Here is a 21,265-nt window from a genome sequence, read left to right on the forward strand (position 1 = left end):
GCAGCACTTCCCCCTACACAATCGGAGAAATACACATGGCAGCTAAAGAAGTAGTGTTCGGCGCGGATGCCCGCGTACGCATGATGGACGGCGTGACCATTCTGGCCAACGCCGTGAAGGCCACGCTGGGCCCCAAGGGCCGCAACGTGGTGCTGGAGCGCTCGTTCGGCGCCCCCACCGTGACCAAGGACGGTGTGTCCGTGGCCAAGGAAATCGAACTGAAGGACAAGCTGCAGAACATGGGCGCGCAGATGGTGAAGGAAGTGGCGTCCAAGACCAGCGACAACGCCGGCGACGGCACCACCACCGCCACCGTGCTGGCGCACGCGATGGCCCGCGAAGGCATGAAGTATGTGGCCGCCGGGATGAACCCGATGGACCTCAAGCGCGGCATCGACAAGGCTGTGATCGCCCTGGTCGAAGAACTGAAGAAAATTTCCAAGCCCTGCACCACCAGCAAGGAAATCGCCCAGGTCGGCACCATCTCGGCCAACTCCGACGAGGACGTCGGCCAGATCATCGCCGAGGCGATGGACAAGGTGGGCAAGGAAGGCGTGATCACCGTCGAAGACGGCAAGAGCCTGAACAACGAGCTGGACATCGTCGAAGGCATGCAGTTCGACCGCGGCTACCTGTCGCCCTACTTCATCAACAACCAGGATCGTCAGGTTGCCGTGCTGGACAACCCGTACGTGCTGCTGAACGACAAGAAGATTTCCAACATCCGCGATCTGCTGCCGATTCTGGAGCAGGTGGCCAAGTCGGGGCGCCCGCTGCTGATCATCGCTGAAGACGTGGACGGCGAAGCCCTGGCCACGCTGGTGGTCAATAGCATTCGCGGCATCCTGAAGACCGTGGCCGTCAAGGCTCCGGGCTTCGGCGATCGTCGCAAGGCCATGCTGGAAGACCTGGCCATCCTCACCGGCGGCAAGGTGGTTTCGGAAGAAACCGGCATGAGCCTGGAGAAGGTGACGCTGGCCGACCTGGGCCAGGCCAAGCGCGTGGAAGTGGCGAAGGAAAACACCACCGTGATCGACGGCGCCGGTGTTGCTGCCGACATCGAAGCCCGCGTCAAGCAGATCCGCGTCCAGATCGAGGAAGCCACCTCCGACTACGACCGCGAGAAGCTGCAAGAACGCGTGGCCAAACTGGCCGGCGGCGTGGCCGTGGTCAAGGTTGGCGCTGCCACCGAAGTGGAAATGAAAGAGAAGAAGGCCCGTGTCGAAGACGCCCTGCACGCCACGCGCGCTGCGGTGGAAGAAGGCATCGTCGCCGGTGGTGGCGTGGCGCTGCTGCGCGCTCGCGTCAACCTCAAGGTCACGGGTGCCAACCCCGACCAGGAAGCCGGCATCAAGCTGGTGATGCGCGCCGTGGAAGAGCCGCTGCGCCAGATCGTCGCCAACGCTGGCGACGAACCCAGCGTCGTGCTCAACAAGGTGCTGGAAGGCCAAGGCAACTACGGCTACAACGCCGCCAACGGCCAGTATGGCGACATGATCGAGATGGGCATTCTGGACCCCACCAAGGTCACCCGTACCGCGCTGCAAAACGCCGCTTCCGTCGCCGGACTGCTGCTGACCACCGAGTGCATGGTGGCGGACGCACCGAAGGACGACACCGCAGCCCCGCCGATGGGCGGTGGCATGGGCGGCATGGGTGGCATGGACATGTAACGCGTCCAGTTCGCGGGGTTCCAGGTGCGGCGTCATGCCGCTCCATGAAGCTCCGGCCCGAAAGGGACGGCGGCCGCTTGCGGCCGCCGGGAGCGATGATGGGCCTGCGGACCTTGCGGTTTGCGGGCCCATTTTTTTGGCCAGCTCTTGCCGCAAGCCTTGCGCGGTCACACCATGGGCCAGCCCCGCGCCATTTGCCGTCGGGGGCGCTGCTGCCGCCCCAAGTCTTGCCGAAACATCCGGTGGTCGTACGATCGATCGCTGGCGGTTTTCAAAGCCGCACCTTGCCAGAGAGCTTGCGGCTGGATGGATGCCAGGCCGCTTTCGCCATGCGGCGCGATGAACCACACAGGGAGATTGCGATGACCGTGAAAACCACCAACAACCTCGGCGTGCTGTTGCGCAGCTACGAGGCGCTGCACAACTGGCAGGCGCTCGCGATGCTGGCGGGCAGCTTCATTCTGGCCGGGCTGGCCATGATGGGCGGGGCCGCTGCCACGGCCAGTTCCGGCAGCTACGCCGTGAGCATGCTGATGGGCTTGGTCGGGGCCATCATTGCCATTATCGGCATCAACGCCAGCGGCCTGATGCTGGTCGATCAGGCCTACGACCAGCCGGTGCGCGGCTTCGGCGCCGCATTTCTCGGCGGCCTGCAGGCGGCGCTCCACGTGATTGGGGCGCTCATCCTGCTCGGTGTGGGCTTTGCCATGGTGCTGGTGGCGGCCTACCTGCTGTCGCTGCTCGGGCGCATTCCCGGCGTCGGCGGGGTCTTTGGCTTCCTCCTCGCCGGTCCCTCGGTGGTGATCGTCGCGCTGGCGTATGCCGTGCTGGTGCTGGCCACGCCCTTGATGGTGGCGGCCATCTGGCATGGCGAGGGATTGATCTCCAGCCTGTCGCGTGCGGCTGACATCGTCATCAAGAAGCCGCTGGAAGTGCTCATGCATTTTCTGGTGCTGGGGTTGGTCGTGTTTCCGGCAGCAGTCTTCATCTTCGGCCTGGTGTTCGGCGCCAGCACCGAGATCGCCAGGATGTATGCGGCGGTCGGGCTGGGCGGCTTCGAGCCCGGCGATGGCTCGAGCCCGATGCAGATGCTGTTGGCGCAGATGACCAGCCACGGTTTCGGCGGCGCCGGAATTTCCATCGGGCTGGTGACCTTCCTCGCCTGGTCCGTCGTCAGCCTGATCTACGTCCTGGGCCTGATCTTCGTCTACCGCGCGGTCAACGAGGGGGTGGGCTCGGAAGCGGCTGAACTGGTCGGCCAGCGCTTGTCGCAGTTCAAGCAAAAGCTGGACGACAACAAGCCGCGCACGGGTTCCGCGCCGCCTGTGCCTCCGGAAGCGACTCAGGATGCAACTCCGGGTGCCGCCCCTGGGGCAAGCGCGCCAACGCCGGGCCCGATCCAACCCTCGGGGCCCTTGGCCGAAACTCCAGCGCAACCGAGGCTCGCAAGTCCAGCCAGCGCCGACACCAGGCGGTGCCCGGCATGCGGAGCCGTCGTTGCGGCGGACGATGCCTTCTGCCGCGGTTGCGGGCAACCCTTGCATTCCAGGTAAGGCGCGCAGCCCGGGCCTCGGAGGGCGCCGGCGCCGCCGAGGCCGGATTTTTGCAAGCTTGCGCAGCACCGCTGCAAAAACCCTTCGATGGGTTTGCCACGCCTTGAGCGGTGTTCGTTAGGCTTCACAACCATGCGCGCGACCCGAAGACTTCACCACTATTGCTGCTTATCCGCCCTCTCCCTGGGGGTGGCCGTGGCGAGCCCTGCGCCGGCGGAGGCGGCCCCGGACGGGCATTCCACCCCCAAGCCGACCGTGCCGTTGCGCGATGTGGCCCCGGCAGCGCTGGGTGTGCCCAAAGCTGCGGCGCACATCACGCCGGGGGCGGCAGGCTTGCCGCGCAAGGGTGCCTCCACCACGCAGGAGGGTGCGGGAGGACTGCCGCCCGAAGCGGGCCAGGCAACGCCAACCACCGCGACACCACCTGCCACGGCGACGCCAGCGGCAACCATGCCAGGCGCTCATGCCGATGCGGCCCAGGCGCGCGAGCCGCGCATTTGCCTGGCCCTGTCCGGCGGCGGGGCGCGGGGGCTGGCGCATATCGGCGTGCTGATGGCGTTGCGCGAGCTGCGCATCCCGGTGGACTGCATCGCCGGCACCAGCATGGGGGCCATCGTGGGCGGGCTGTATGCCGCCGGGGTGCCGCTGGCGGTGCTGCGGCAGCAAGTGGCGGGGCTGGACTGGAACGCGATCTTCCGCGGTCGGCCGCCGCGCGCGGGGCTGGATTTCCAGCGCAAGTCCGATGACACGCGCATGCCTGGCGGCATCGAGCTGGGCATCAACGGTCGCGGCCAGCTCAGCCTGCCCGATGCGGCCATCAACAGCACCGCGCTCGAAACGGTGCTGACCAACCTCACGTTGCAGACGCGCGCCGTGCGCAACTTCGCCGACTTGCCGATTCCCTTTCGCGCCGTGGCCACCAATATGGTGAATGGGCGCAAAGTCATTCTTCAACGCGGTGCGCTGGCCACGGCGTTGCGGGCCAGCATGTCGGTGCCGGGCGTCTTTCCGCCGATCGAAACCCACGGCGAACTGTTGGGCGATGGCGGACTGGTGGACAACATGCCCGTCGACGTCGCGCGCGCCATGGGGGCGCAAGTGGTGATCGCGGTGAACATCTCCACCCCGCTGTCCTCGCGCGAGGCCCTGGGCAGCATCGTCGGGCTCACGGGGCAGATGATCAACATCCTGATGGAGCAGAACGTCGAAGTCCAGCTCAAGTCCCTGACCCCGGCCGACGTGCTGGTCACGCCGGCGCTGGGCGACATCTCCTCGCTCGATTTCAACAGGGGCGAGCAGGCCTTGCGCGATGGCTATGCCGCCACCATGGCGGCGGCGCCGCAGCTGTCGCGCTATGCCTTGTCGCCCGAGGCCTATCGGGCTTGGCGCATCAAGGTCGATACCCAGGCGCAAGGCCTCGTGGCCAGCCTCGGAGAATTGTCCATCGATTCGGTGCGGGTGGAAGGCTCGAAGTGGGCGCCGGCGCCCGCACTCGAAGCCAATTTGCGCCAAAAACCGGGAAAGCCGCTGAATTTCAGCGACGTGCACGACGACGTCGACCAGCTTTCCGGACTGGGCGATTTTTCACGCGTCGACTACCGGCTCTACGACGAGCCCGACGGCAGCGACGCGCTGGTCTACCGCGTCGCCGACAAGTCCTGGGGGCCCAACTTTCTGCGCTTCGGCCTGGGGCTCTACACCAATCTGCGCAACCAGACCCGCTTCGAGCTGCAGCTCGCCCAGCGCCGGCCCTGGCTCAACAACCTGGGCGGGGAGTGGCGCAACTTCGTGCAACTGGGCTGGGAGAATCGCTGGCTGTCGGAGCTGTACCAGCCGCTGGACAGCACCGACCGCGTTTTCCTGGCGCCGTATTTCGATCTGGATGCGCGCCCGATCGACGTCTACGCCGGCAGCCAGGCCATCGATCGCTACCGCCTGAGCACCTCGCGCGTGGGGCTGGACATCGGCACGCCGGTGGCCGACTACGGCGAGCTGCGCCTGGGCTACAGCGTGGCGCAGATTTCGGCCAACACCATCCTGGGCAGCAGCAACCTGAGCGGCAGCGTGCGCGAGGCCGGCATCCGCGCCCTGGCCACGTTCGACCGGCTGGACCATGCCTATTTCCCGCGCGAGGGCTGGCGCGCGCGTCTGGAGACCTTCAGCGCCGACCGCAAGCTGGGCAGCGCCGCCAACTATGTGCGCCTCGACCTGTCGGGCCAGATCGACCAGAGCTTCGGCCGGCAGACGGTGGAGGCGGCGACGCGGCTGGCCAGCTTCCGCGACATCTCGGGCACCGGCTACAACTACTTCGCGCTCGGCGGCTTCGACCAACTCTCGGGCTTCCAGGAGGGCCAGATCATCGGCAACTACCTGGCGTATTTCCGCTTGGGTCTGCGCACCGAAATCACCACCGCCGGGCTGTTTGGCGGCGCCACTTACGCCGGCGTGAATCTGGAGCGCGGCAATGCCTGGGCGAACCGGAATCAAGTGTCCCTGAGCGATTTGCAATCCAGCCTGGCGCTCTACCTCGGCGCCGACACGCCGCTCGGGCCGGTTTACTTCGGCATCGGCAAGGCGCCGGGGCAGACGGTGAACTACTACCTGATGCTCGGGCGCCCCTGACGGCGGCGGCAACTTCGCAAGCGGGTTAACAGGCCCTGAGGCGACGCTGAACAAGTTCCCGTGAGCAGCGCGCCTTGCATCGGGATGGGATGCAAGGTGCAAATCCGCAGACCGCCCGAGGCGCGGATGCGATGCGCACGAGGGACTTGTTCAGCGTCGCCCTAAACCGCTGGTTCCTCGTCCGCAGGGGCCTGCAGCCAGTCTTCCAGCACCTGGCTGGCCTCGCGCAGGCCTTGGCGCTTGGTGGCCGAGAACATCTGCACCGAAGTGGGCGCCATCAGGCCCGCCCCCGCGGCATGGCGCTGCAGGTCGTCGCGCACGGCCTGGGCCTGGGCGTGCTGTTCGCTGCGGGTGAGCTTGTCGGCCTTGGTCAGCAGCACATGCACGGGCAGGGCGGCGGGTGAGGAATAGCTCAGCAGCGTCCAGTCCAGCGGCGTGAGACCGTGGCGGCTGTCGGCAATCAACACCAGCCCCACGAGCTGCGCGCGTTGCGCCAGATACTGGGCGATGAAGCGCTCCCAGCGTTGTTTGGTGGCCAGTGGCACCGAGGCGTAGCCATAGCCCGGCAGGTCGGCCAGCAGCCCGGCCGCGGCACCGCCCAGGCCGACCGTGAACAGATTGATGTGCTGGGTGCGCCCGGGCGTCTTCGACGAGAACGCCAGACGGCGCTGACCGCACAGCACGTTGATGGCGGTGGATTTCCCGGCGTTGGAGCGGCCGACGAAAGCCACTTCCGGCAAGTTGCCGGCGGGAAGCTGGTTGAACTGCGCGGCCGTGGTGAAAAACCGGGCCGATTGCAGCAGCGGACTGGTATCGGCGGCCGCCTTGGCTGCGACTGTGCTGGAATTCCCTATATTCGTCATGACTTATACGTCGTTAGCATGCGGCATCTTATTCCCCATACAAGTCGCCATGCTGCCAGACGAGGAAGGTTTGCGTCCAACCCCAGCTCCTGACCCCCGCGCCTTCGTGCCCGTTCGGGCTGCGCTGGGGGCATTGCTGCTTGCCGTGGCGGCCGCGGCCGCCGTTGCGGAAGGCGCTGCGCCCACCGCGCCCACCTTCGAAGTCTCGGCCACCGCGCCCACGGCGGCGCAGCTGGCGCATGGCAAGCAGCTGGCGCAGACCTGCGCCGCCTGCCACGGGATCGACGGCAACGCCACGAGCACGCAGTTTCCCAAGCTGGCGTCGCAGCGCTCCGGCTACATCGTCCAGGAGTTGACGCGCTTCAAACCTGCCGCCCCCGGCAAGAAGCCGGAGCGGGTGAATGCCATCATGAACGGCATCGCATCCACCTTGTCGCCGCAGGACATGCGGGATCTGGCCGATTACTACAGCCGCCAGACCATCAAGCCCGCCATCGCGACCCATGCCGAATGGGTCAAGATCGGCGAGGGGATCTGGCGCGGCGGTATTGCCAACCGCATGGTGCCGGCCTGCGCCGCTTGCCACGGCCCTGGCGGCCTGGGCCTCCCCGGAGAGTATCCGCGACTGGCCGGGCAATGGTCGGAGTATGTCGCCGCCCAATTGCACGCCTTTCGTACCGGGGCGCGGGGCGACAATACCCCCATGCATGAGATTGCCTCGCGCATGAGCGATCGCCAGATTCGTGATGTGTCAGATTTTGTTGCAGGTTTGCGTTGAACGTTTCCACCCGGGGCTGCTCCATGCCATGATGGGTTTCCATCAATCAACCGTGGATATGGCAAGGGCGGAAAAGGCAGGTTTTGCTATAGTGCAGATGTCGAAAAGCCCTTCAAAAAACCGCTTGGACCAACGTCGACTCATACCCAGGTCTGTATTTGGGCGCAATCGGGAGCGGGTCTTGGCATTTCTGGCGACATCCATTGTTCTGCCTGCAGCCCGATCCAGTCGGGCGCAACCGACGCTGATGTCCCGCTGCAATGGCCGCATCCGCGGCAAAGCCTGATCGGCGCATCGCCGGCTTCGAATCCGAAATCCATGTCATCCCTATCCAACGTCAGCACTTCCGGTTTGCAGTTGCGCCGCGGCTCCCGCTCTTGGCGCAGCTTCGTCGAACTGCTGTCGTCCATGCGCTTTGCCATTTCGCTGTTGGTGGTCGTGGCCATTGCCAGCATCATCGGCACGGTGCTGCAGCAGGGCGAGCCGCTGAACAACTACATCGACCAGTTCGGCCCGTTCTGGGCCACGGTGTTCCACCGCATCGATCTGTTCAATGTCTACAGTTCCTGGTGGTTCCTGCTCATCATGGGGTTCCTGACGGCGTCCACCACCCTGTGCCTGACCCGCAACACGCCCAAGATCCTTGCCGACCTGAAGAGCTACAAGGCGAATATTCGTGAGCAGGGACTGCGCTCCTTTCACGAAAAGGCCGAGGTCGAGGTGGATGCGCCACGCGAGAACATGGTGGCGCACCTCGTGGCCCAGCTCAAGGGGCATGGTTATGGCGTGAAGGTGCAGCCGGTGGAGGGCGATCCGCAAGGCGCCACCATGGTGGCGGCCAAGACCGGCGGGCTCAACCGCATCGGCTACATCCTCGCGCACAGTGCCTTCGTGCTCATCTGCCTCGGCGGTCTGCTCGACGGCGACTTGATGATCAGGCTGCAGATGCTGCTGACGGGCAAGCAGGCGCTGAAGTCGAACATGGAAATCTCCCAGGTTCCGCCGCAGAACATCCTGTCCGTGAACAACCCCACCTACCGTGGCAACCTGTCCATCCCCGAAGGCGGCAGCTCGAACACCGCGGTGCTGACCATCGGTGACGGCTCGGTGCTGCAACCGCTGCCGTTCATCATCACGCTGAAGAAGTTCGTGGTCGATTTCTACTCCACCGGCATGCCGCGGCTGTTCGCCAGCAATGTGGAAATCACCGACCGCAAAACCGGCAAGACCTTCCCGGCGACGATCAAGGTGAACGAGCCGCTGGAGTACGACGGCGTCACGGTGTTCCAGTCCGGCTTCGACGACGGCGGCTCGCATCTGATGCTCAAGGCGTGGCCGATGCAAGGCCCGGGCGACAAAACCTTCGACCTCAAGGGCGATGTCGGCAGCTCACGCCAGCTCACCAACGGCAATCAGGCGCTGCGGCTCGAACTCACCGGTTTTCGCCTGATGAATGTGGAGAACCTGAGCCGCGCCGAGGAAAGCGGCAAGAAGCCGGCCGGCCAGGGCCTCACGCAGCTGTTCGAGCAGCACCTGGGCGCCGCCGTCAAGCGCAACGAAACCAACCAGCTGACCAATGTCGGTCCGGCTGTCATCTACAAATTGCGCGACGCTGCCGGGCAGGCGCACGAGTTTTTCAACTACATGCTGCCAGTCGAGCTCGATGGCACCAAGATTTTCCTCGCCGGGGAGCGCAGCGAACTCGGCGGCGCCTACCACTACCTGCGCATTCCCGCCGACTCGAAGGATTCAGTCGATGGCTGGATGAACTTCCGCGCCGCGCTCGACAACCCCACCGCACGCCAGCAGGCCGTCGATGCCTACGTGAAAGAGTCACTGCCTCCAGGCGCTGCGCCGGCTCTGGTGCAGCAGTTGCGGGCCACGGCCGGCCGCACCCTCGATATCTTTGCCGGCAATATTCCGCGTGATCCCAAGACCGGACAGCCCCTGGTGAAGGCGCCCGGCGGCCTGCCCGCCCTGGCCGAGTTCCTGGAACTCAATGTGCCCAAGGCTGAATTGACCAAGGCATCCGATGTGTTCATCCGCGTGCTCAACGGCACGCTGTGGCAGCTGTGGCAAGTCTCGCGTGTCCAGGCCGGCCAGGCGCCGGCGGTCGACACTCCCGACAACAACCGCTTTTTCAATGCGGCCGTGCTCGCGTTGTCCGACTCCACCTTCTACCCGGCGCCGCTGTATCTGCAGCTCACCGACTTCAAACAGGTCCAGGCCAGCATCTTCCAGGTGGCGCGTGCCCCGGGCAAATACATCGTCTATTTCGGCGCCATCCTGCTCATCCTCGGCGTGTTCTCCATGCTCTATATCCGCGAGCGCCGGGTGTGGTTCCTGGTGCGCGACAACGGCCCGTCGGGCAGCAAGACCTTGATGGCCATGAGCACCAATCGCCGCACACTCGAATTTGAGAAAGAATTTGAAACCCTGCGCTCTGCCTCCCTGGGCGTAGGATCACAGGCACCGGCTTCTGCGGCATCTGCAGCACCGGGTTCGGATCACCCCTGAAGGGACTTTCGCCATGGAACTCACCAGTAAATCCCACACCTTAGGCCTGGGTTCGGGCCCGCAAGATGTGAAGCAGACCGGCCCGCTGGCCTACTTGCGCCGCCGATCGACCTACGACTGGATCTTTCTCGCGCTGATCGCCGGCGGGGATGCCTACGTCCTGAGCCGCTACGGCCAGGATATGAACTACTACGTCAAGCTCATTTTCCTGGGCGCGACGACCTCCCTGCTGTTCCTCGGTTGGGGCTGGACGGCGATCAAGAATCTGGCGATTGTCGTCGCCGTGCTGTCGCTCTTCGGCATCTGGCTGTACAACGGCCCCGCCGGTGTGCCCGTGCTGGCGCGTGGTGAGCAGAACTTCTTCCTCAAGTACTTCCTCTCCAGCCAGACCGCCATCATGTGGATGGCCTTCCTGTTCTTCCTCAGCACCGCGTCGTACTGGGTGGGCATGTTCACAGGACCGGCACAATCCCTGGCCGGTGGCACGATGACGGCGGGCGGCCCAGTGAGTGAAGGCGCCATGATTCGCGATGGGCGCGGCTGGCAATCCAACTTTCCGCAACTGTTCGGTTCGCGTCTGGCCTGGGTCGGCATCACCATGGCGCTGGTTGGCACCATGATGCGCTGGTTCGAGAGCTATCTGATCGGCGCCGACGTCGGCCATATCCCGCTGTCGAATCTGTATGAAGTGTTCGTGTTGTTCTCCTGGCTCACGACCGCTCTCTACCTGTATTTCGAATACAAGTACAAGACCCGCAGCATGGGCGCTTTCGCCATGCTCGTGGTCAGTGCCGCGGTGGTGTTCCTGCTGTGGTTCAGCTTCGCGCAAAGCGGCTATGTCATCCAGCCTCTGGTGCCCGCCCTGCAAAGCTGGTGGATGAAGATTCACGTCCCGGCCAACTTCATCGGCTACGGCACCTTCGCCATTGCCGCCATGGTCGGTTTCGCCTACCTCATCAAGGCCCATGCCACCACCACGTCGCTGTGGAAGTTGGCGCCGCTGTGGCTGCTGGGTTTCACCATGTTCTTCGAACCCATGGTGTTCCGTCAGGGCGGCATCTCCGAGTATTGGGGTGTGTTCGCCGGCATCTCGGCCTTGATCGTCGGGGGCATTCTCTATGGCCGCAAGCGCATCGCCATGCATCTGCCCTCCATGGAAGTCATGGACGACGTGATGTACAAGTCCATCGCCATCGGCTTCACCTTCTTCACCATCGCCACCATTCTGGGTGCGATGTGGGCTGCCGAAGCCTGGGGCGGCTACTGGAGTTGGGACCCGAAGGAAACCTGGGCGCTCATCGTCTGGCTGAACTATGCGGCCTGGCTGCACATGCGCCTGATGAAGGGTTTGCGCGGCCAAGTGGCGGCCTGGTGGGCGCTCACCGGCCTGCTTGTGACGACCTTTGCCTTCCTCGGCGTCAACATGTTCCTCTCCGGCCTGCATTCCTATGGCAAGCTGTGACTGGCACTTGAAGCCATAAAAAGGCCCTTCGGGGCCTTTTTTGTTTCGCAGCGAATCTGTGCCCCGGGATGCGGCGTGGAAGAAAGTAGCCGTCAGCAAAACAGGGTTGGCGCGCACGTGTAAGGTTTCGGGCCATGGTTCGACCAAACCCTAACCGCAACACCCGCGGGGATGGGCATGGGGAGCAAGGCCGGAATAAACCTGCCGGTTTCTCGTCTATCCACAGGCACCAGGGGCCCGAGGCGGATGTCTGAACTGAATGTCTAGGCTCACAGCGCCTGAAACCGGGCGATGAAGCGGGGCTCCAACACTGCACACTCACTGCACACCACCGAGAGGTCGTCATGAACAAGCGCCAAGAGCAAGGTTTTGAGCATCCCGTGCCGTCCGACATCACCCCGCGCGAGGCCTATCGCGATCGGCGGCGCTTCCTCGCCGCGGCCGGGGTCGGTGCCGCAGCGACGGTCGCTGCGGTCGCAGCGCAGCGCGCGCACGCCGTGCCTGCGACGGTGGCCGATGCGGCCCATCCCGGAAACCTGCCGCTGCTGCCCGCCACCAAGGACGTCGCGCTCTCCACCAAGGAGGCGCTCACGCCCTACAAGGACGTGACCAGCTACAACAATTTCTACGAATTCGGCACCAGCAAGAGCGACCCGGCGAGGAACGCCGGCAGCTTGCGCACGCAGCCCTGGACGGTGGTGGTCGAGGGCGAAGTGGGCAAGCCGCGCACCTTCGACATCGACGACCTGCGCAAGCTCGCACCGATGCAGGAACGCATCTACCGCCACCGCTGCGTCGAGGGCTGGTCCATGGTCATTCCCTGGCTGGGCTATTCGCTCTCCAACCTGATCAAGGCGGCGCAGCCCACGGGCAACGCCAAGTATGTGGAATACATCACGCTGCTCAATCATGCCGAGATGCCGGGGCAGAACGACCCCATCCTGCAATGGCCCTACCTCGAAGGCCTGCGCATGGACGAAGCCATGCACCCGCTCACGCTGCTGACGTTCGGCCTGTATGGCGAGGTGTTGCCGAATCAGGACGGCGCCCCCATGCGCATGGTGATTCCCTGGAAGTACGGCTTCAAGGGCGGAAAGTCCATCGTCAAAATCCGTCTGGTGGAAAAGCAGCCGATCACCTCATGGATGCGCGCGGTGCCGCAGTGGTACGGCTTCTACTCCAACGTCAACCCCAACGTCAGCCCGCAGAACTGGAGCCAGGCGAACGAGCGCCGCATCGGCCAGGGTGGTTTTGGCGGCCTGTTCTCGCCTCGCATTCCCACCAAGATGTTCAACGGCTATGGCGAGCAAGTCGCCAGCCTGTACAAGGGCATGAACCTGACCCGAGATTTTTGAGCGATTCCGGGATCATGAACGCCTCCACGCCTTTGGCCCCGAAACAGGCTCGGCTGTCACTTCGCTTGCGCCGTGCAACCCTGCAGGCCCGCTGGTTCAAGCCCGTGGTCTTCATCCTGTGCCTATTGCCGCTGTCCTTGCTGGTGTGGCGCGCCTTCACGGTGGAACTCGGCCCCAACCCCGAGCAGACGCTGATCTGGACCACCGGGCTGTGGGCCTTGCGCTTCCTGCTGGTGACGCTTGCCATCACGCCCCTGCGCAAACTCACCGGCTGGGCCGAGCTGGCGCGGCTGCGGCGCATGTTCGGGCTGTTCGCCTTCAGCTATGCAAGCTTGCACTTCACCTGTTATCTCTGGCTGGTCAATGATTTCAGCCTCGATGCCGTGCTGAAGGATGTGGTCAAACATCCCTTCGTGCTCGCCGGCATGACGGCGCTCACGTTGATGCTGCCGCTGGCCGCCACCTCGACCAACGGCATGATCAAGCGCCTGGGCGCAGCGCGCTGGCAGGCCTTGCACAAGCTGGTTTATGTCGTGGCCATCGTCGCCGTGTTCCATGACTGGTGGGGCAAGCTCGCGAAGAACAACACGGCCGATCCGAAGATCTACGCCCTGATGCTTGCCGCGCTGCTCGGCTGGCGTGTGGCCAAGGCGTGGCGGGAACGACGGCTGCAGGCGCGCCGCGCACAGTTGCCGGCGCGGGTTTGATGGCGTGATGGCGGGCCGGGTCCCGGCGTTCAGAACACCAGCAATTGTTCGCCCGCCACCAGGTGCTCGAGGTTCTCGCGTTCACGAATGAGGTGGACTCGAGCGCCGTCCACCAGCACTTCGGCGGCGCGTGGGCGGGTGTTGTAGTTCGAGGCCATGGCCATGCCGTAAGCGCCGGCCGAGAGCACGGCGAGCAGGTCGCCCTCGCGCAGGTCGAGTTCGCGCTCGCGCCCCAGCCAGTCGCCGGACTCGCACACCGGACCGACCACGTCGTAGCGCAGGCTGTGCTTGCCGTCGCGTGGCTGCACCGGCACGATGGCCTGCCACGCTTGGTAGAGCGCCGGGCGCATCAGGTCGTTCATGGCGGCGTCCACCACGGCGAAGTGGCGCTCCAGGCTGGACTTGAGCGTGACCACCTCGGTCAGCAGCAGGCCCGCATTGCCCACCACGGAGCGCCCCGGCTCGAACATCACCTGTCGGTGGCCATAGCCGCGCTGCGCCAGGCGTTCGAGCAAGGCGCCCATCCAGGCGGCGATGCTCGGCGGGGTTTCGTCGGCGTAGCGAATGCCGAGCCCGCCGCCGAGGTCGATGTGCTCGAGCTTGACGCCGTGATGCTCGATGTCGGCCACCAGGTCGAGGATGCGGTCGAGCGCGTCCAGGTAGGGGCCGATCCGCGTGATCTGCGAGCCGATGTGGCAGTCGATGCCGACGATGCGCAGGTTCGGCAGCAGCGCCGCGTCGGTATAGGCCGTGCGCGCCAATCCCTGGGGAATGCCGAACTTGTTGCCCTTCAGGCCGGTGGAAATATAGGGGTGGGTTTTCGCGTCGACGTCGGGGTTGATGCGCAGGCTGACCGGGGCGACCACGCCGCGCTCGCCGGCAATGCGGCTCAGGCGCCGCAGTTCGCTTTGCGACTCCACGTTGAAGCATTGCACGCCAGCTTCCAGCGCCGCACGCATTTCGGCGTCGAGCTTGCCGACGCCCGAGAACACCACTTTGGACGCCTCGCCGCCGGCGGCCAGCACCCGCGCCAGCTCGCCGCCGGAAACAATGTCGAAACCCCAACCCAGATGCGCCAGCAGTTGCAGCACGGCCAGGCTGGAGTTGGCCTTGACCGCGTAGCGCAGCGAAACCGGCTTGCCCTGCGCCGCAGCCTGATACGCACCCGCCGCCTGCTCGATGCCGGCCCGCGAGTACACATACAGCGGCGTGCCGAATTGCCGCGCCAGCTCGGCTGCCGGTAGCGCCTCGACCATCAAGGCGCCATTGCGGTAGGCCAGGTGCGGATGGCCGGGAAGTTCGGTGAAGGCAGCAGAGGGTTGCGACATGGGCTGGTTGTCGTGGTTGAGGAAGGGTTTGGATCCATGGCGCACGGGCGAAACAAAGCGGCCTGGCGCAATGGGCGTGACGGCTGAGACGATCAGCCCTGGCTCGGAGCGGCGGGCGGCGGCTTGGGCAAATACAGCGGCCCACGCTGGCCGCAAGCGCTCAACAGACCGCATGCGGCGAGCAGCACGGCGAGCCCGACAATGCGCGCTGTACGGGCAAATCTTGTTCCTAGAATGGTTCGGTCAAGCATCGATTCAGTGTATCAGCCGCACCCGGAAAACCACCTCATGAACGACCTGCCGCAAACCGACTATTTGAGCCTTGCCGATGCCATGTTGAGCCGGGTGGAAGCGGCTGCCGACGCTGTCGATATCGACTCCAAGCGCGAAGGCTCGGTGCTGACCCTGGAACTCGACAACGACGAGAAAATCATCATCAATCTGCAAGCGCCGCTGCAGGAATTATGGCTGGCAAGCAAATCCGGCGCCCATCACTTCCGCTACGGCGCCGGGCAGTGGCTGGACACGCGCAGCGGCTTGCGCTTCGAGGATTTGGTGCAGCAGGCGGTGCGTCAACAAGGCGGGCCGTTGCTGGCGCCGCTCTGAATTCAGTTGCGCGTCGGGAACAGTTTGGAGAGGGCGTCTTCCGCGCTTGAAGCGGCTGGCGGCGGTGCTGCTGCTGGAATGCCGAGCGCATGCACGCCGCCACCGGCGGCATAGTCGTCGTACACATAGTCGTTGCCCAACTGCACGACACCGGGAGGCGGGGCGTATTGCGTCACGGCAACGCCTTGCAGCGCGGTGCGCATGAAGTCGATCCAGATGGGCAGTGCCACACGCCCGCCGGTTTCTTTCGCCCCCAGTTTCAGCGGTGTGTCGTACCCCACCCAGGCCACGGCCGCGAGTTGCGGGTTGTAGCCGCAGAACCAGGCGTCCACCGAATCGTTGGTGGTGCCGGTCTTGCCGTAGAGGTCGGGCCGTTTGAGTTCGGCCTGGGCGCGCGCCGCCGTGCCGGTGCGCGTCACCTCTTGCAGCAGGGTGCTCATGACGAAGGCGTTGCGCGGGGTGATGGTGCGCAGGCTTGGGTCGCCGGCGCGTTGGGGCTTGGGCGCGGCCAGCACATGGCCCGAGGCGTCGCTGATGGAGCTGATGAAATAAGGCTGCAACAGATAGCCGCCATTGGCGAACACCGCGTAGGCACGCACCATGTCCATCGGCGTGGCCGAGCCCGCGCCAAGCGCCAGGGTGAGGTAGGGCGGCTGCTTGCTGGCGTCGAAGCCGAACCGGCGGCTCCATTGCTGCGCGTACTTCGGCCCGATGCTGTCGAGCACGCGGATGGCGACCATATTCTTGGACTGCGCTACGCCTTGCTTGAGGGTGATCGGCCCGTCGTAAGTGCCGTCATAGTTTTTCGGCTCCCAGGCCTGGCCGCCAGTGGCGGCCGCGTCGAAAAACAGCGGCGCGTCGTTCACCATGGTCGGCGGCATGAAGCCCTTGTGCAATGCGGCCGAGTAGATGAAAGGCTTGAAGCTCGACCCCGGCTGGCGCTGCGCCTGGGTGACGTGGTTGAACTCGCTCTGCTGGAAGTCGAAGCCGCCGATCAGCGCCTGGATCGCGCCGTTGTTCGGGTTCATCGCCACGAACGCCGCTTGCACGCGGGGGATCTGGGTGATGACCCAGCGCCCTTGAGGTTGCTTCCAGATGCGCACCACGGCGCCCGGGCGCAAGGCCACGTTGGGCTGCGCCTTGGGCCCCAGACCCAGGGCGGCGACCTGCTGCAGGCCGTCGCCGGCCACGTCCAGCAACTCGCCGCCCGGGCGCATCACCTGCACCTGCTTCGGGCTGGCCGCCGTCACCACGGCGCAGCGCAGGCCCTCGGTGTCGGGATGATCGTTGCAGGCGTCGTCGACGGTTTGCGGCCACAGCGAGGCTTGGGTCGGGGGGTCGATATAGGCCTCGGGGCCGCGCCAGACCTGGCGCAGTTCGTAGCGCATCACCCCCGTGTGCAGGGCTCGCCAGGCAGCGTCCTGATCGCGGCTGACGATGGTGGTGGTGACGTTGAGGCCGCGGGTGTAAGCCTGCTCGCCATAGCGCGCGAACATGGCTTGCCGCACCATCTCCGCCACATAGCTCGCATGGACCGAGGTTTCGGTGGCGCGGCTGGCGCGCAGGCCGAGTGCGGCATCTTGGGCCTTGGCGTAGTCGTCGGCGCTGATCCAGCCCAAAGCGCGCATGCGGCCGAGGACATACTGCTGGCGAATCTTGGCGCGCGGCAGGTTGACGAAGGGGTTGTAGGCCGAAGGCGCTTTGGGCAGCCCGGCCAGCATGGCCGCCTGCGCCAGGCTGATTTGCGCCAAAGGCTTGCCAAAATAGGTTTGCGCCGCGGCTGAAAAGCCGTAGGCATGCTGGCCAAGGTAGATCTGGTTCATGTAGAGCTCCAGAATCTGGTCCTTGCTCAGTTCGCGCTCGATCTTCAGCGCCAGCAGCAGCTCGAAGAGCTTGCGCGTGAATGTCTTTTCACTGCTGAGATAAAAGTTGCGCGCCACCTGCATGGTGATGGTCGAGGCGCCCTGGCTCTTCGCCTTGTGCAGGTTCGCCAGCGCGGCGCGGGCAACGCCCGTCCAGTCGATGCCGCCATGCTGATAGAAGCGGTCGTCTTCCGTGGCCAGCACCGCCAGCTTCATGACTTTGGGAATCTGCCCGATCGGGACGAAGTCGCGACGCTCCTCGCCGAACTCGCCGAGCAGGACATGGTCGGCCGAATACACCCGCAGCGGCAGCTTGGGCTTGTAGTCCAGCAGTTGCTGAACATCGGGCAGGCGCGGCCAGGCGAAAGCCAGAACCACGCCGACGAGCAGAACCGCTGCCAAAAACAGACCCGTCAGCATGGCAATGAGGCCACCCACGAGTCGAACTCCCAGGCTGCGAGGGGCGGTGGAAGGGTCGGGCGGGGGTTTGGTGGGCGGGGATGTCGCCATAGATCTCCGGAGGTGCGAGCGGTGCAGGAGGTGGGCCGATTGGGTCGCGGGGCCAGGGGCGAGCGCGATCCGAACGCTGACGAAGGCCGGGAAGACGACGGGGGGGGCGCGAAACCGGGTCGATGCGCCAGCCCCGAGAAGATGTCCGATTGTAAAAATTCTCGGAGAGCCACCGGGATTTTCCGTTTGGCGCGCCGCCTTCGTCTGTGCACCCGTGGGCCTTTTGCAACGAATCACGGTTGGCCGCGGGAAAACCTGACAAACAATCAAACACTTGTTGTTAGGATTGAAAAAAACATTGAACTCATGCCGCCCGGGTCGATGCGGCCATCAGTTCCCAGCGAGCTTTTTCAAGTTCCACTCATTCAGGGGGTTGTGTTGTCCATCTTCAGCAGCATGCTTCGCAAGCGTTACGCGCCGCTGATCGGCCTGGACATCAGCAGCTCCAGTGTCAAGCTGGTCGAGTTGGCGCTGGATGAGCAAAACCGCTACACCCTGGTGCGCGCCGCCATCGAGCCGCTCGAGAAAGGTGCCATCACCGACGGCAACATCGAAAAACACGACGACGTGGTCGACGCCGTGCGCAAGCTGGTGAAAAAGAGCGGCACCAAAACCAAAAACGTGGCGCTGGCGCTGCCATCATCGGCCGTCATCAGCAAGAAAATCGTCCTGCCCGGCGACCTGCGCGAAGAGGAGGTCGAGGTTCAGGTCGAGACCGAGGCCAACCAGTACATCCCCTTCGCCATTGAAGACGTCGCGCTCGACTTCAGCGTCCTCGGCCCCAGCCTCAATTCCCCTGGCGACCAGGAGGTGCTGATCGCCGCCTCGCGCCGCGACAAGGTGCAGGATCGCCAGGCCATCGCCGAAGCGGCCGGGCTCAAGCCGCAGATCATGGACATCGACTCCTTCGCCTCGCGGCTGGCTGCCGGCAGGCTGATCGAGCGCCTGCCGCGCGGTGGCCACGACCTGCTCGTCGCCCTGTTTGAAATTGGCGCCTCCAGCACCTCGATGCAGGTGCTGCGCAACGGCGAAACCCAGTATGACCGCGACCAGACTTTCGGCGGCCAGCAACTGACCCAGGCCATCGCCCGCCACTACGGTTTCTCGCAGGAAGAAGCCGAGGCGAAAAAGCGCAATGCCGACCTTCCCGACGACTACACCTCCCAGGTGCTCGAGCCTTTCATCGAAGGCATGGCGCAGGAGTTGGCCCGCGCACTGCAGTTCTTCTTCCGCGCCACCCCCAACAGCAAGGTCGATTATGTGCTGCTGGCTGGCGGCACCGCCTCGCTGCCCGGCCTGGTGGAGAAAATCACCCAGCTGACATCCACCGCCTGCCTGGTGCTCAACCCCTTCGAGGGCATGGCCATCGGCGATCAGGTGCGCGAGAAAAAACTGCGCCTGCAAGCGCCGAGCTATCTCACATGTTGCGGTCTGGCCATGCGCAGGTTTTTGCAATGAACATCGTCCTGATCAACCTGTTGCCGCACCGCGAGGCCAAGCGCAAGAAGCGGCGCGAGGCCTTCTTCGTCGGGGTGGCGGCGTCGCTCATCGTCGGCCTGTTGCTGCTGGGCCTGGCTTACACCGTGCTGAGCGCGATGATCGACCAGCAGCAGTCGCGCAACGACTTCCTCAAGGCGCAAACCGCCCAGCTCGACGTGCAAATCAAAGACATCGCCACGTTGCGCCAGGAGATTGAAAGCCTGCGCGCACGCCAGCAGGCGGTGGAAAACCTGCAGTCGGATCGCAATCTGCCGGTCTACCTGTTCGACGATCTGACCAAGGACACGCCGATTGGGGTGCAAATCACCTCGATCAAACAGGAAGGGCAGTCGGTGCTCGTGCAGGGCACGGCTTTGAGCCAGGAGCGCGTGGCCGATCTGCTGCGCAATCTGGCCGACACCAAGGGCTGGCTGGAAAAGCCCGAGTTGATCGAGATCCGCTCCGTCACCACCCAAATTTCCAAGGGCAACACCCAGACCGTGTCGGCCTTCCAGTTGCGTGCCACGCTCAAGCGCCCGGGGGCGCCGGCGGGTTCGGCTTCCGGCGCGGCCCCGGCCAACACCAACCCTGCAGGCTGAGGACAGCATGGCCAAATCCCTCAAGATGCAGATCGATTTCCCGGCGCTCCAGGAGCGCATCGCCAGCCAGTTTCGCGGGCTCAACCAGAACGACCCAGGCACCTGGCCGCCGCTGCCCCGAGCCACGGCCTATGCCTTCGCCCTGGTGTTGGCCCTGGCGGTCGGTTGGTATGCCTGGCTTTCGGGCGTGAAAGACCAGCTCGACCAGGCGCAGCAACAGGAAGTGCAACTGCGCGACCAATACAAGAGCAAGCTGGCCCAGGCGGTGAGCCTGGATCTGCTCAAGGCGCAGAAAGCCCAGGTGCAGCAATATGTCCTGCTGCTGGAAAAGCAACTGCCCAGCAAGGCCGAGATGGATGCGCTGTTGTCCGACATCAATCAGGCCGGCATCGGCCGCGGTCTGCAGTTTGACCTGTTCCGCCCAGGCCAAGTCGAAGTGAAGAACTACTACGCCGAGCTGCCCATCGCCATCAAGGTGCAAGGAACCTACAACGATCTCGCGGCGTTCACCTCCGACGTGGCGAAGCTGTCGCGCATCGTCACCATCAACAACATCGCCATCACCAGCCCGGCCGGCCCGACGCCCGGTGGCAAGCTGACCATGGAGGCCACCGCCAAGACCTTCCGCTACCTCGACGCCGACGAAGTCGCGGCGCAGCAAAAGGCCAAGAAACCGGGGGCCAAGCCATGAGCCCGCTGCGCCGCCTCAAAGGCGAATCCCGCAAAGCCCCGCCCGCAGCCCTGCCCATGCGCCGCCGCGCGTTCGCTGGCCGTCGCCCGGCCTGGCTCATGCTCACGCCGCTGACGGCCTTGCTGCTTGCCGGTTGCGGTGGCCAACCGCATGAAGACCTGCGCCTCTGGATGAGCCAGGAACGCGCGAAGTTGCATCCGCATGTGCAACCCATCGAGGCGCCCAAGCCGTTTACACCTGCAAGTTACAGCCTTGCCGACCAGACCGATCCATTCTCTCCGGCCAAGTTGGAAACCGGCGTGCGGCAGGAAATGAACAAGCTCAGCCCTGAAGTCCTGGCGCAGATGAACCGGCCGAGGCAGCCGCTCGAGCAGTATTCGCTCGACCAGATCCAGATGGTGGGCAGCCTCAAGATCAAGGGCCAGGACTACGCCTTGCTCAAGGCGGCCAATCTGTTGTACCGCGCGCATGTGGGCGAGTATGCCGGTCAGCATTACGGGCGCATCACCAAAATCGACGAAAACCAGGTTGTTTTGCAGGAGTTGGTGCAGGATGCCACTGGCGACTGGGTGCAACGCACCGCAACCCTTCAATTGCAGGAGAGCAGCAAATGATGTCCGAGCGTTGTTGTGCCCCCAAGGACGGCGCGCTGCGCCGCCA

Annotated in this window: 17 protein-coding genes; 13 read left to right on the forward strand and 4 right to left on the reverse strand. The window is 64.7% G+C overall.

What is annotated here, in order from left to right:
• Positions 1-35: 35 nt before the first annotated feature.
• From groL to THIX_RS02330, 3 genes are all read left to right on the forward strand, one after another.
• On the forward strand, positions 36-1,673 hold the full coding sequence (gene groL, locus THIX_RS02315) for a chaperonin GroEL (protein ID WP_112484671.1): 1,638 nt from the start codon (positions 36-38) through the stop codon (positions 1,671-1,673).
• Positions 1,674-2,035: 362 nt separating this feature from the next.
• Positions 2,036-3,226 carry a zinc ribbon domain-containing protein gene (locus THIX_RS02325; protein WP_112484673.1) on the forward strand — a complete coding sequence of 397 codons (1,191 nt, stop codon included), beginning with the start codon at positions 2,036-2,038 and terminating at the stop codon, positions 3,224-3,226.
• Between the two features lie 132 nt (positions 3,227-3,358).
• Positions 3,359-5,848, forward strand: a complete 2,490-nt coding sequence (locus THIX_RS02330; RefSeq protein ID WP_233224350.1) for a patatin-like phospholipase family protein — start codon at positions 3,359-3,361, stop codon at positions 5,846-5,848.
• A gap of 161 nt (positions 5,849-6,009) precedes the next feature.
• On the opposite strand, the gene yihA is transcribed toward THIX_RS02330, so the two are convergent.
• A complete protein-coding gene (gene yihA, locus THIX_RS02335) occupies positions 6,010-6,711 on the reverse strand; it encodes a ribosome biogenesis GTP-binding protein YihA/YsxC (RefSeq protein ID WP_112484674.1) in 702 nt (233 codons plus the stop codon).
• A gap of 49 nt (positions 6,712-6,760) precedes the next feature.
• On the opposite strand from yihA, the gene THIX_RS02340 reads away from it, so the two are divergent.
• The 5 genes from THIX_RS02340 (at position 6,761) to THIX_RS02360 (ending at position 13,530) form a co-directional block, all read left to right on the forward strand.
• Positions 6,761-7,489 carry a cytochrome c gene (locus THIX_RS02340; RefSeq protein ID WP_158540781.1) on the forward strand — a complete coding sequence of 243 codons (729 nt, stop codon included), beginning with the start codon at positions 6,761-6,763 and terminating at the stop codon, positions 7,487-7,489.
• Between the two features lie 318 nt (positions 7,490-7,807).
• Positions 7,808-10,006, forward strand: a complete 2,199-nt coding sequence (locus tag THIX_RS02345; protein WP_233224351.1) for a cytochrome c biogenesis protein ResB — start codon at positions 7,808-7,810, stop codon at positions 10,004-10,006.
• 13 nt (positions 10,007-10,019) lie between these two features.
• Positions 10,020-11,468, forward strand: coding sequence for a c-type cytochrome biogenesis protein CcsB (gene ccsB, locus THIX_RS02350; RefSeq protein ID WP_112484676.1), 1,449 nt, complete (start codon positions 10,020-10,022; stop codon positions 11,466-11,468).
• 344 nt (positions 11,469-11,812) lie between these two features.
• Positions 11,813-12,823, forward strand: a complete 1,011-nt coding sequence (gene msrP, locus THIX_RS02355; RefSeq protein WP_112484677.1) for a protein-methionine-sulfoxide reductase catalytic subunit MsrP — start codon at positions 11,813-11,815, stop codon at positions 12,821-12,823.
• Positions 12,824-12,837: 14 nt separating this feature from the next.
• Positions 12,838-13,530 carry a sulfite oxidase heme-binding subunit YedZ gene (locus THIX_RS02360; protein ID WP_112484678.1) on the forward strand — a complete coding sequence of 231 codons (693 nt, stop codon included), beginning with the start codon at positions 12,838-12,840 and terminating at the stop codon, positions 13,528-13,530.
• A 29-nt stretch (positions 13,531-13,559) separates the two neighbouring features.
• On the opposite strand, the gene lysA is transcribed toward THIX_RS02360, so the two are convergent.
• Both lysA and THIX_RS24740 read right to left on the reverse strand, forming a co-directional pair.
• On the reverse strand, positions 13,560-14,858 hold the full coding sequence (lysA, locus tag THIX_RS02365; protein ID WP_233224352.1) for a diaminopimelate decarboxylase: 1,299 nt from the start codon (positions 14,856-14,858) through the stop codon (positions 13,560-13,562).
• 92 nt (positions 14,859-14,950) lie between these two features.
• Positions 14,951-15,109: a lipoprotein gene (locus tag THIX_RS24740; RefSeq protein WP_112484679.1), complete on the reverse strand. Its 159-nt coding sequence runs from the start codon at positions 15,107-15,109 to the stop codon at positions 14,951-14,953.
• Between the two features lie 37 nt (positions 15,110-15,146).
• On the opposite strand from THIX_RS24740, the gene cyaY reads away from it, so the two are divergent.
• A complete protein-coding gene (gene cyaY, locus THIX_RS02375) occupies positions 15,147-15,464 on the forward strand; it encodes an iron donor protein CyaY (RefSeq protein ID WP_112484680.1) in 318 nt (105 codons plus the stop codon).
• A gap of 2 nt (positions 15,465-15,466) precedes the next feature.
• On the opposite strand, the gene THIX_RS02380 is transcribed toward cyaY, so the two are convergent.
• Positions 15,467-17,836, reverse strand: coding sequence for a penicillin-binding protein 1A (locus THIX_RS02380; protein ID WP_112484681.1), 2,370 nt, complete (start codon positions 17,834-17,836; stop codon positions 15,467-15,469).
• 396 nt (positions 17,837-18,232) lie between these two features.
• Here THIX_RS02380 and THIX_RS02385 point away from each other — a divergent pair, with 396 nt between their 5' ends.
• From THIX_RS02385 to THIX_RS02400, 4 genes are read left to right on the forward strand one after another with little or no spacing between them, the layout of a single operon-like run.
• The gene (locus tag THIX_RS02385; RefSeq protein ID WP_233224353.1) at positions 18,233-19,294 is read left to right on the forward strand and encodes a pilus assembly protein PilM; all 1,062 of its coding nucleotides are present in this window, start codon (positions 18,233-18,235) and stop codon (positions 19,292-19,294) included.
• Positions 19,291-19,914, forward strand: coding sequence for a PilN domain-containing protein (locus tag THIX_RS02390; protein ID WP_112484683.1), 624 nt, complete (start codon positions 19,291-19,293; stop codon positions 19,912-19,914). Before THIX_RS02385 ends, THIX_RS02390 begins: the two co-directional genes overlap by 4 nt.
• A 7-nt stretch (positions 19,915-19,921) precedes the next feature.
• The gene (locus tag THIX_RS02395) at positions 19,922-20,605 is read left to right on the forward strand and encodes a type 4a pilus biogenesis protein PilO (protein ID WP_112484684.1); all 684 of its coding nucleotides are present in this window, start codon (positions 19,922-19,924) and stop codon (positions 20,603-20,605) included.
• Positions 20,602-21,219, forward strand: a complete 618-nt coding sequence (locus THIX_RS02400; protein WP_233224354.1) for a pilus assembly protein PilP — start codon at positions 20,602-20,604, stop codon at positions 21,217-21,219. The genes THIX_RS02395 and THIX_RS02400 overlap by 4 nt, the downstream gene beginning before the upstream one ends.
• The last annotated feature ends 46 nt before the right edge of the window (positions 21,220-21,265 follow it).

It is taken from the genome of Thiomonas sp. X19 (assembly GCF_900089495.1).
In the GTDB taxonomy this organism is placed as follows: domain Bacteria; phylum Pseudomonadota; class Gammaproteobacteria; order Burkholderiales; family Burkholderiaceae_C; genus Thiomonas_A.

Coding starts and splice junctions, on each gene's coding strand:
- THIX_RS24740 (WP_112484679.1), bottom strand. CDS start 15,109: ATGCTTGACCGAACCATTCTAGGAACAAGATTTGCCCGTACAGCGCGC.
- THIX_RS02385 (WP_233224353.1), top strand. CDS start 18,233: ATGCTTCGCAAGCGTTACGCGCCGCTGATCGGCCTGGACATCAGCAGC.
- THIX_RS02345 (WP_233224351.1), top strand. CDS start 7,808: ATGTCATCCCTATCCAACGTCAGCACTTCCGGTTTGCAGTTGCGCCGC.
- groL (WP_112484671.1), top strand. CDS start 36: ATGGCAGCTAAAGAAGTAGTGTTCGGCGCGGATGCCCGCGTACGCATG.
- THIX_RS02360 (WP_112484678.1), top strand. CDS start 12,838: ATGAACGCCTCCACGCCTTTGGCCCCGAAACAGGCTCGGCTGTCACTT.
- yihA (WP_112484674.1), bottom strand. CDS start 6,711: ATGACGAATATAGGGAATTCCAGCACAGTCGCAGCCAAGGCGGCCGCC.
- THIX_RS02395 (WP_112484684.1), top strand. CDS start 19,922: ATGGCCAAATCCCTCAAGATGCAGATCGATTTCCCGGCGCTCCAGGAG.
- THIX_RS02340 (WP_158540781.1), top strand. CDS start 6,761: ATGCTGCCAGACGAGGAAGGTTTGCGTCCAACCCCAGCTCCTGACCCC.
- lysA (WP_233224352.1), bottom strand. CDS start 14,858: ATGTCGCAACCCTCTGCTGCCTTCACCGAACTTCCCGGCCATCCGCAC.
- msrP (WP_112484677.1), top strand. CDS start 11,813: ATGAACAAGCGCCAAGAGCAAGGTTTTGAGCATCCCGTGCCGTCCGAC.
- THIX_RS02330 (WP_233224350.1), top strand. CDS start 3,359: ATGCGCGCGACCCGAAGACTTCACCACTATTGCTGCTTATCCGCCCTC.
- ccsB (WP_112484676.1), top strand. CDS start 10,020: ATGGAACTCACCAGTAAATCCCACACCTTAGGCCTGGGTTCGGGCCCG.
- THIX_RS02325 (WP_112484673.1), top strand. CDS start 2,036: ATGACCGTGAAAACCACCAACAACCTCGGCGTGCTGTTGCGCAGCTAC.
- THIX_RS02400 (WP_233224354.1), top strand. CDS start 20,602: ATGAGCCCGCTGCGCCGCCTCAAAGGCGAATCCCGCAAAGCCCCGCCC.
- cyaY (WP_112484680.1), top strand. CDS start 15,147: ATGAACGACCTGCCGCAAACCGACTATTTGAGCCTTGCCGATGCCATG.
- THIX_RS02390 (WP_112484683.1), top strand. CDS start 19,291: ATGAACATCGTCCTGATCAACCTGTTGCCGCACCGCGAGGCCAAGCGC.
- THIX_RS02380 (WP_112484681.1), bottom strand. CDS start 17,836: ATGGCGACATCCCCGCCCACCAAACCCCCGCCCGACCCTTCCACCGCC.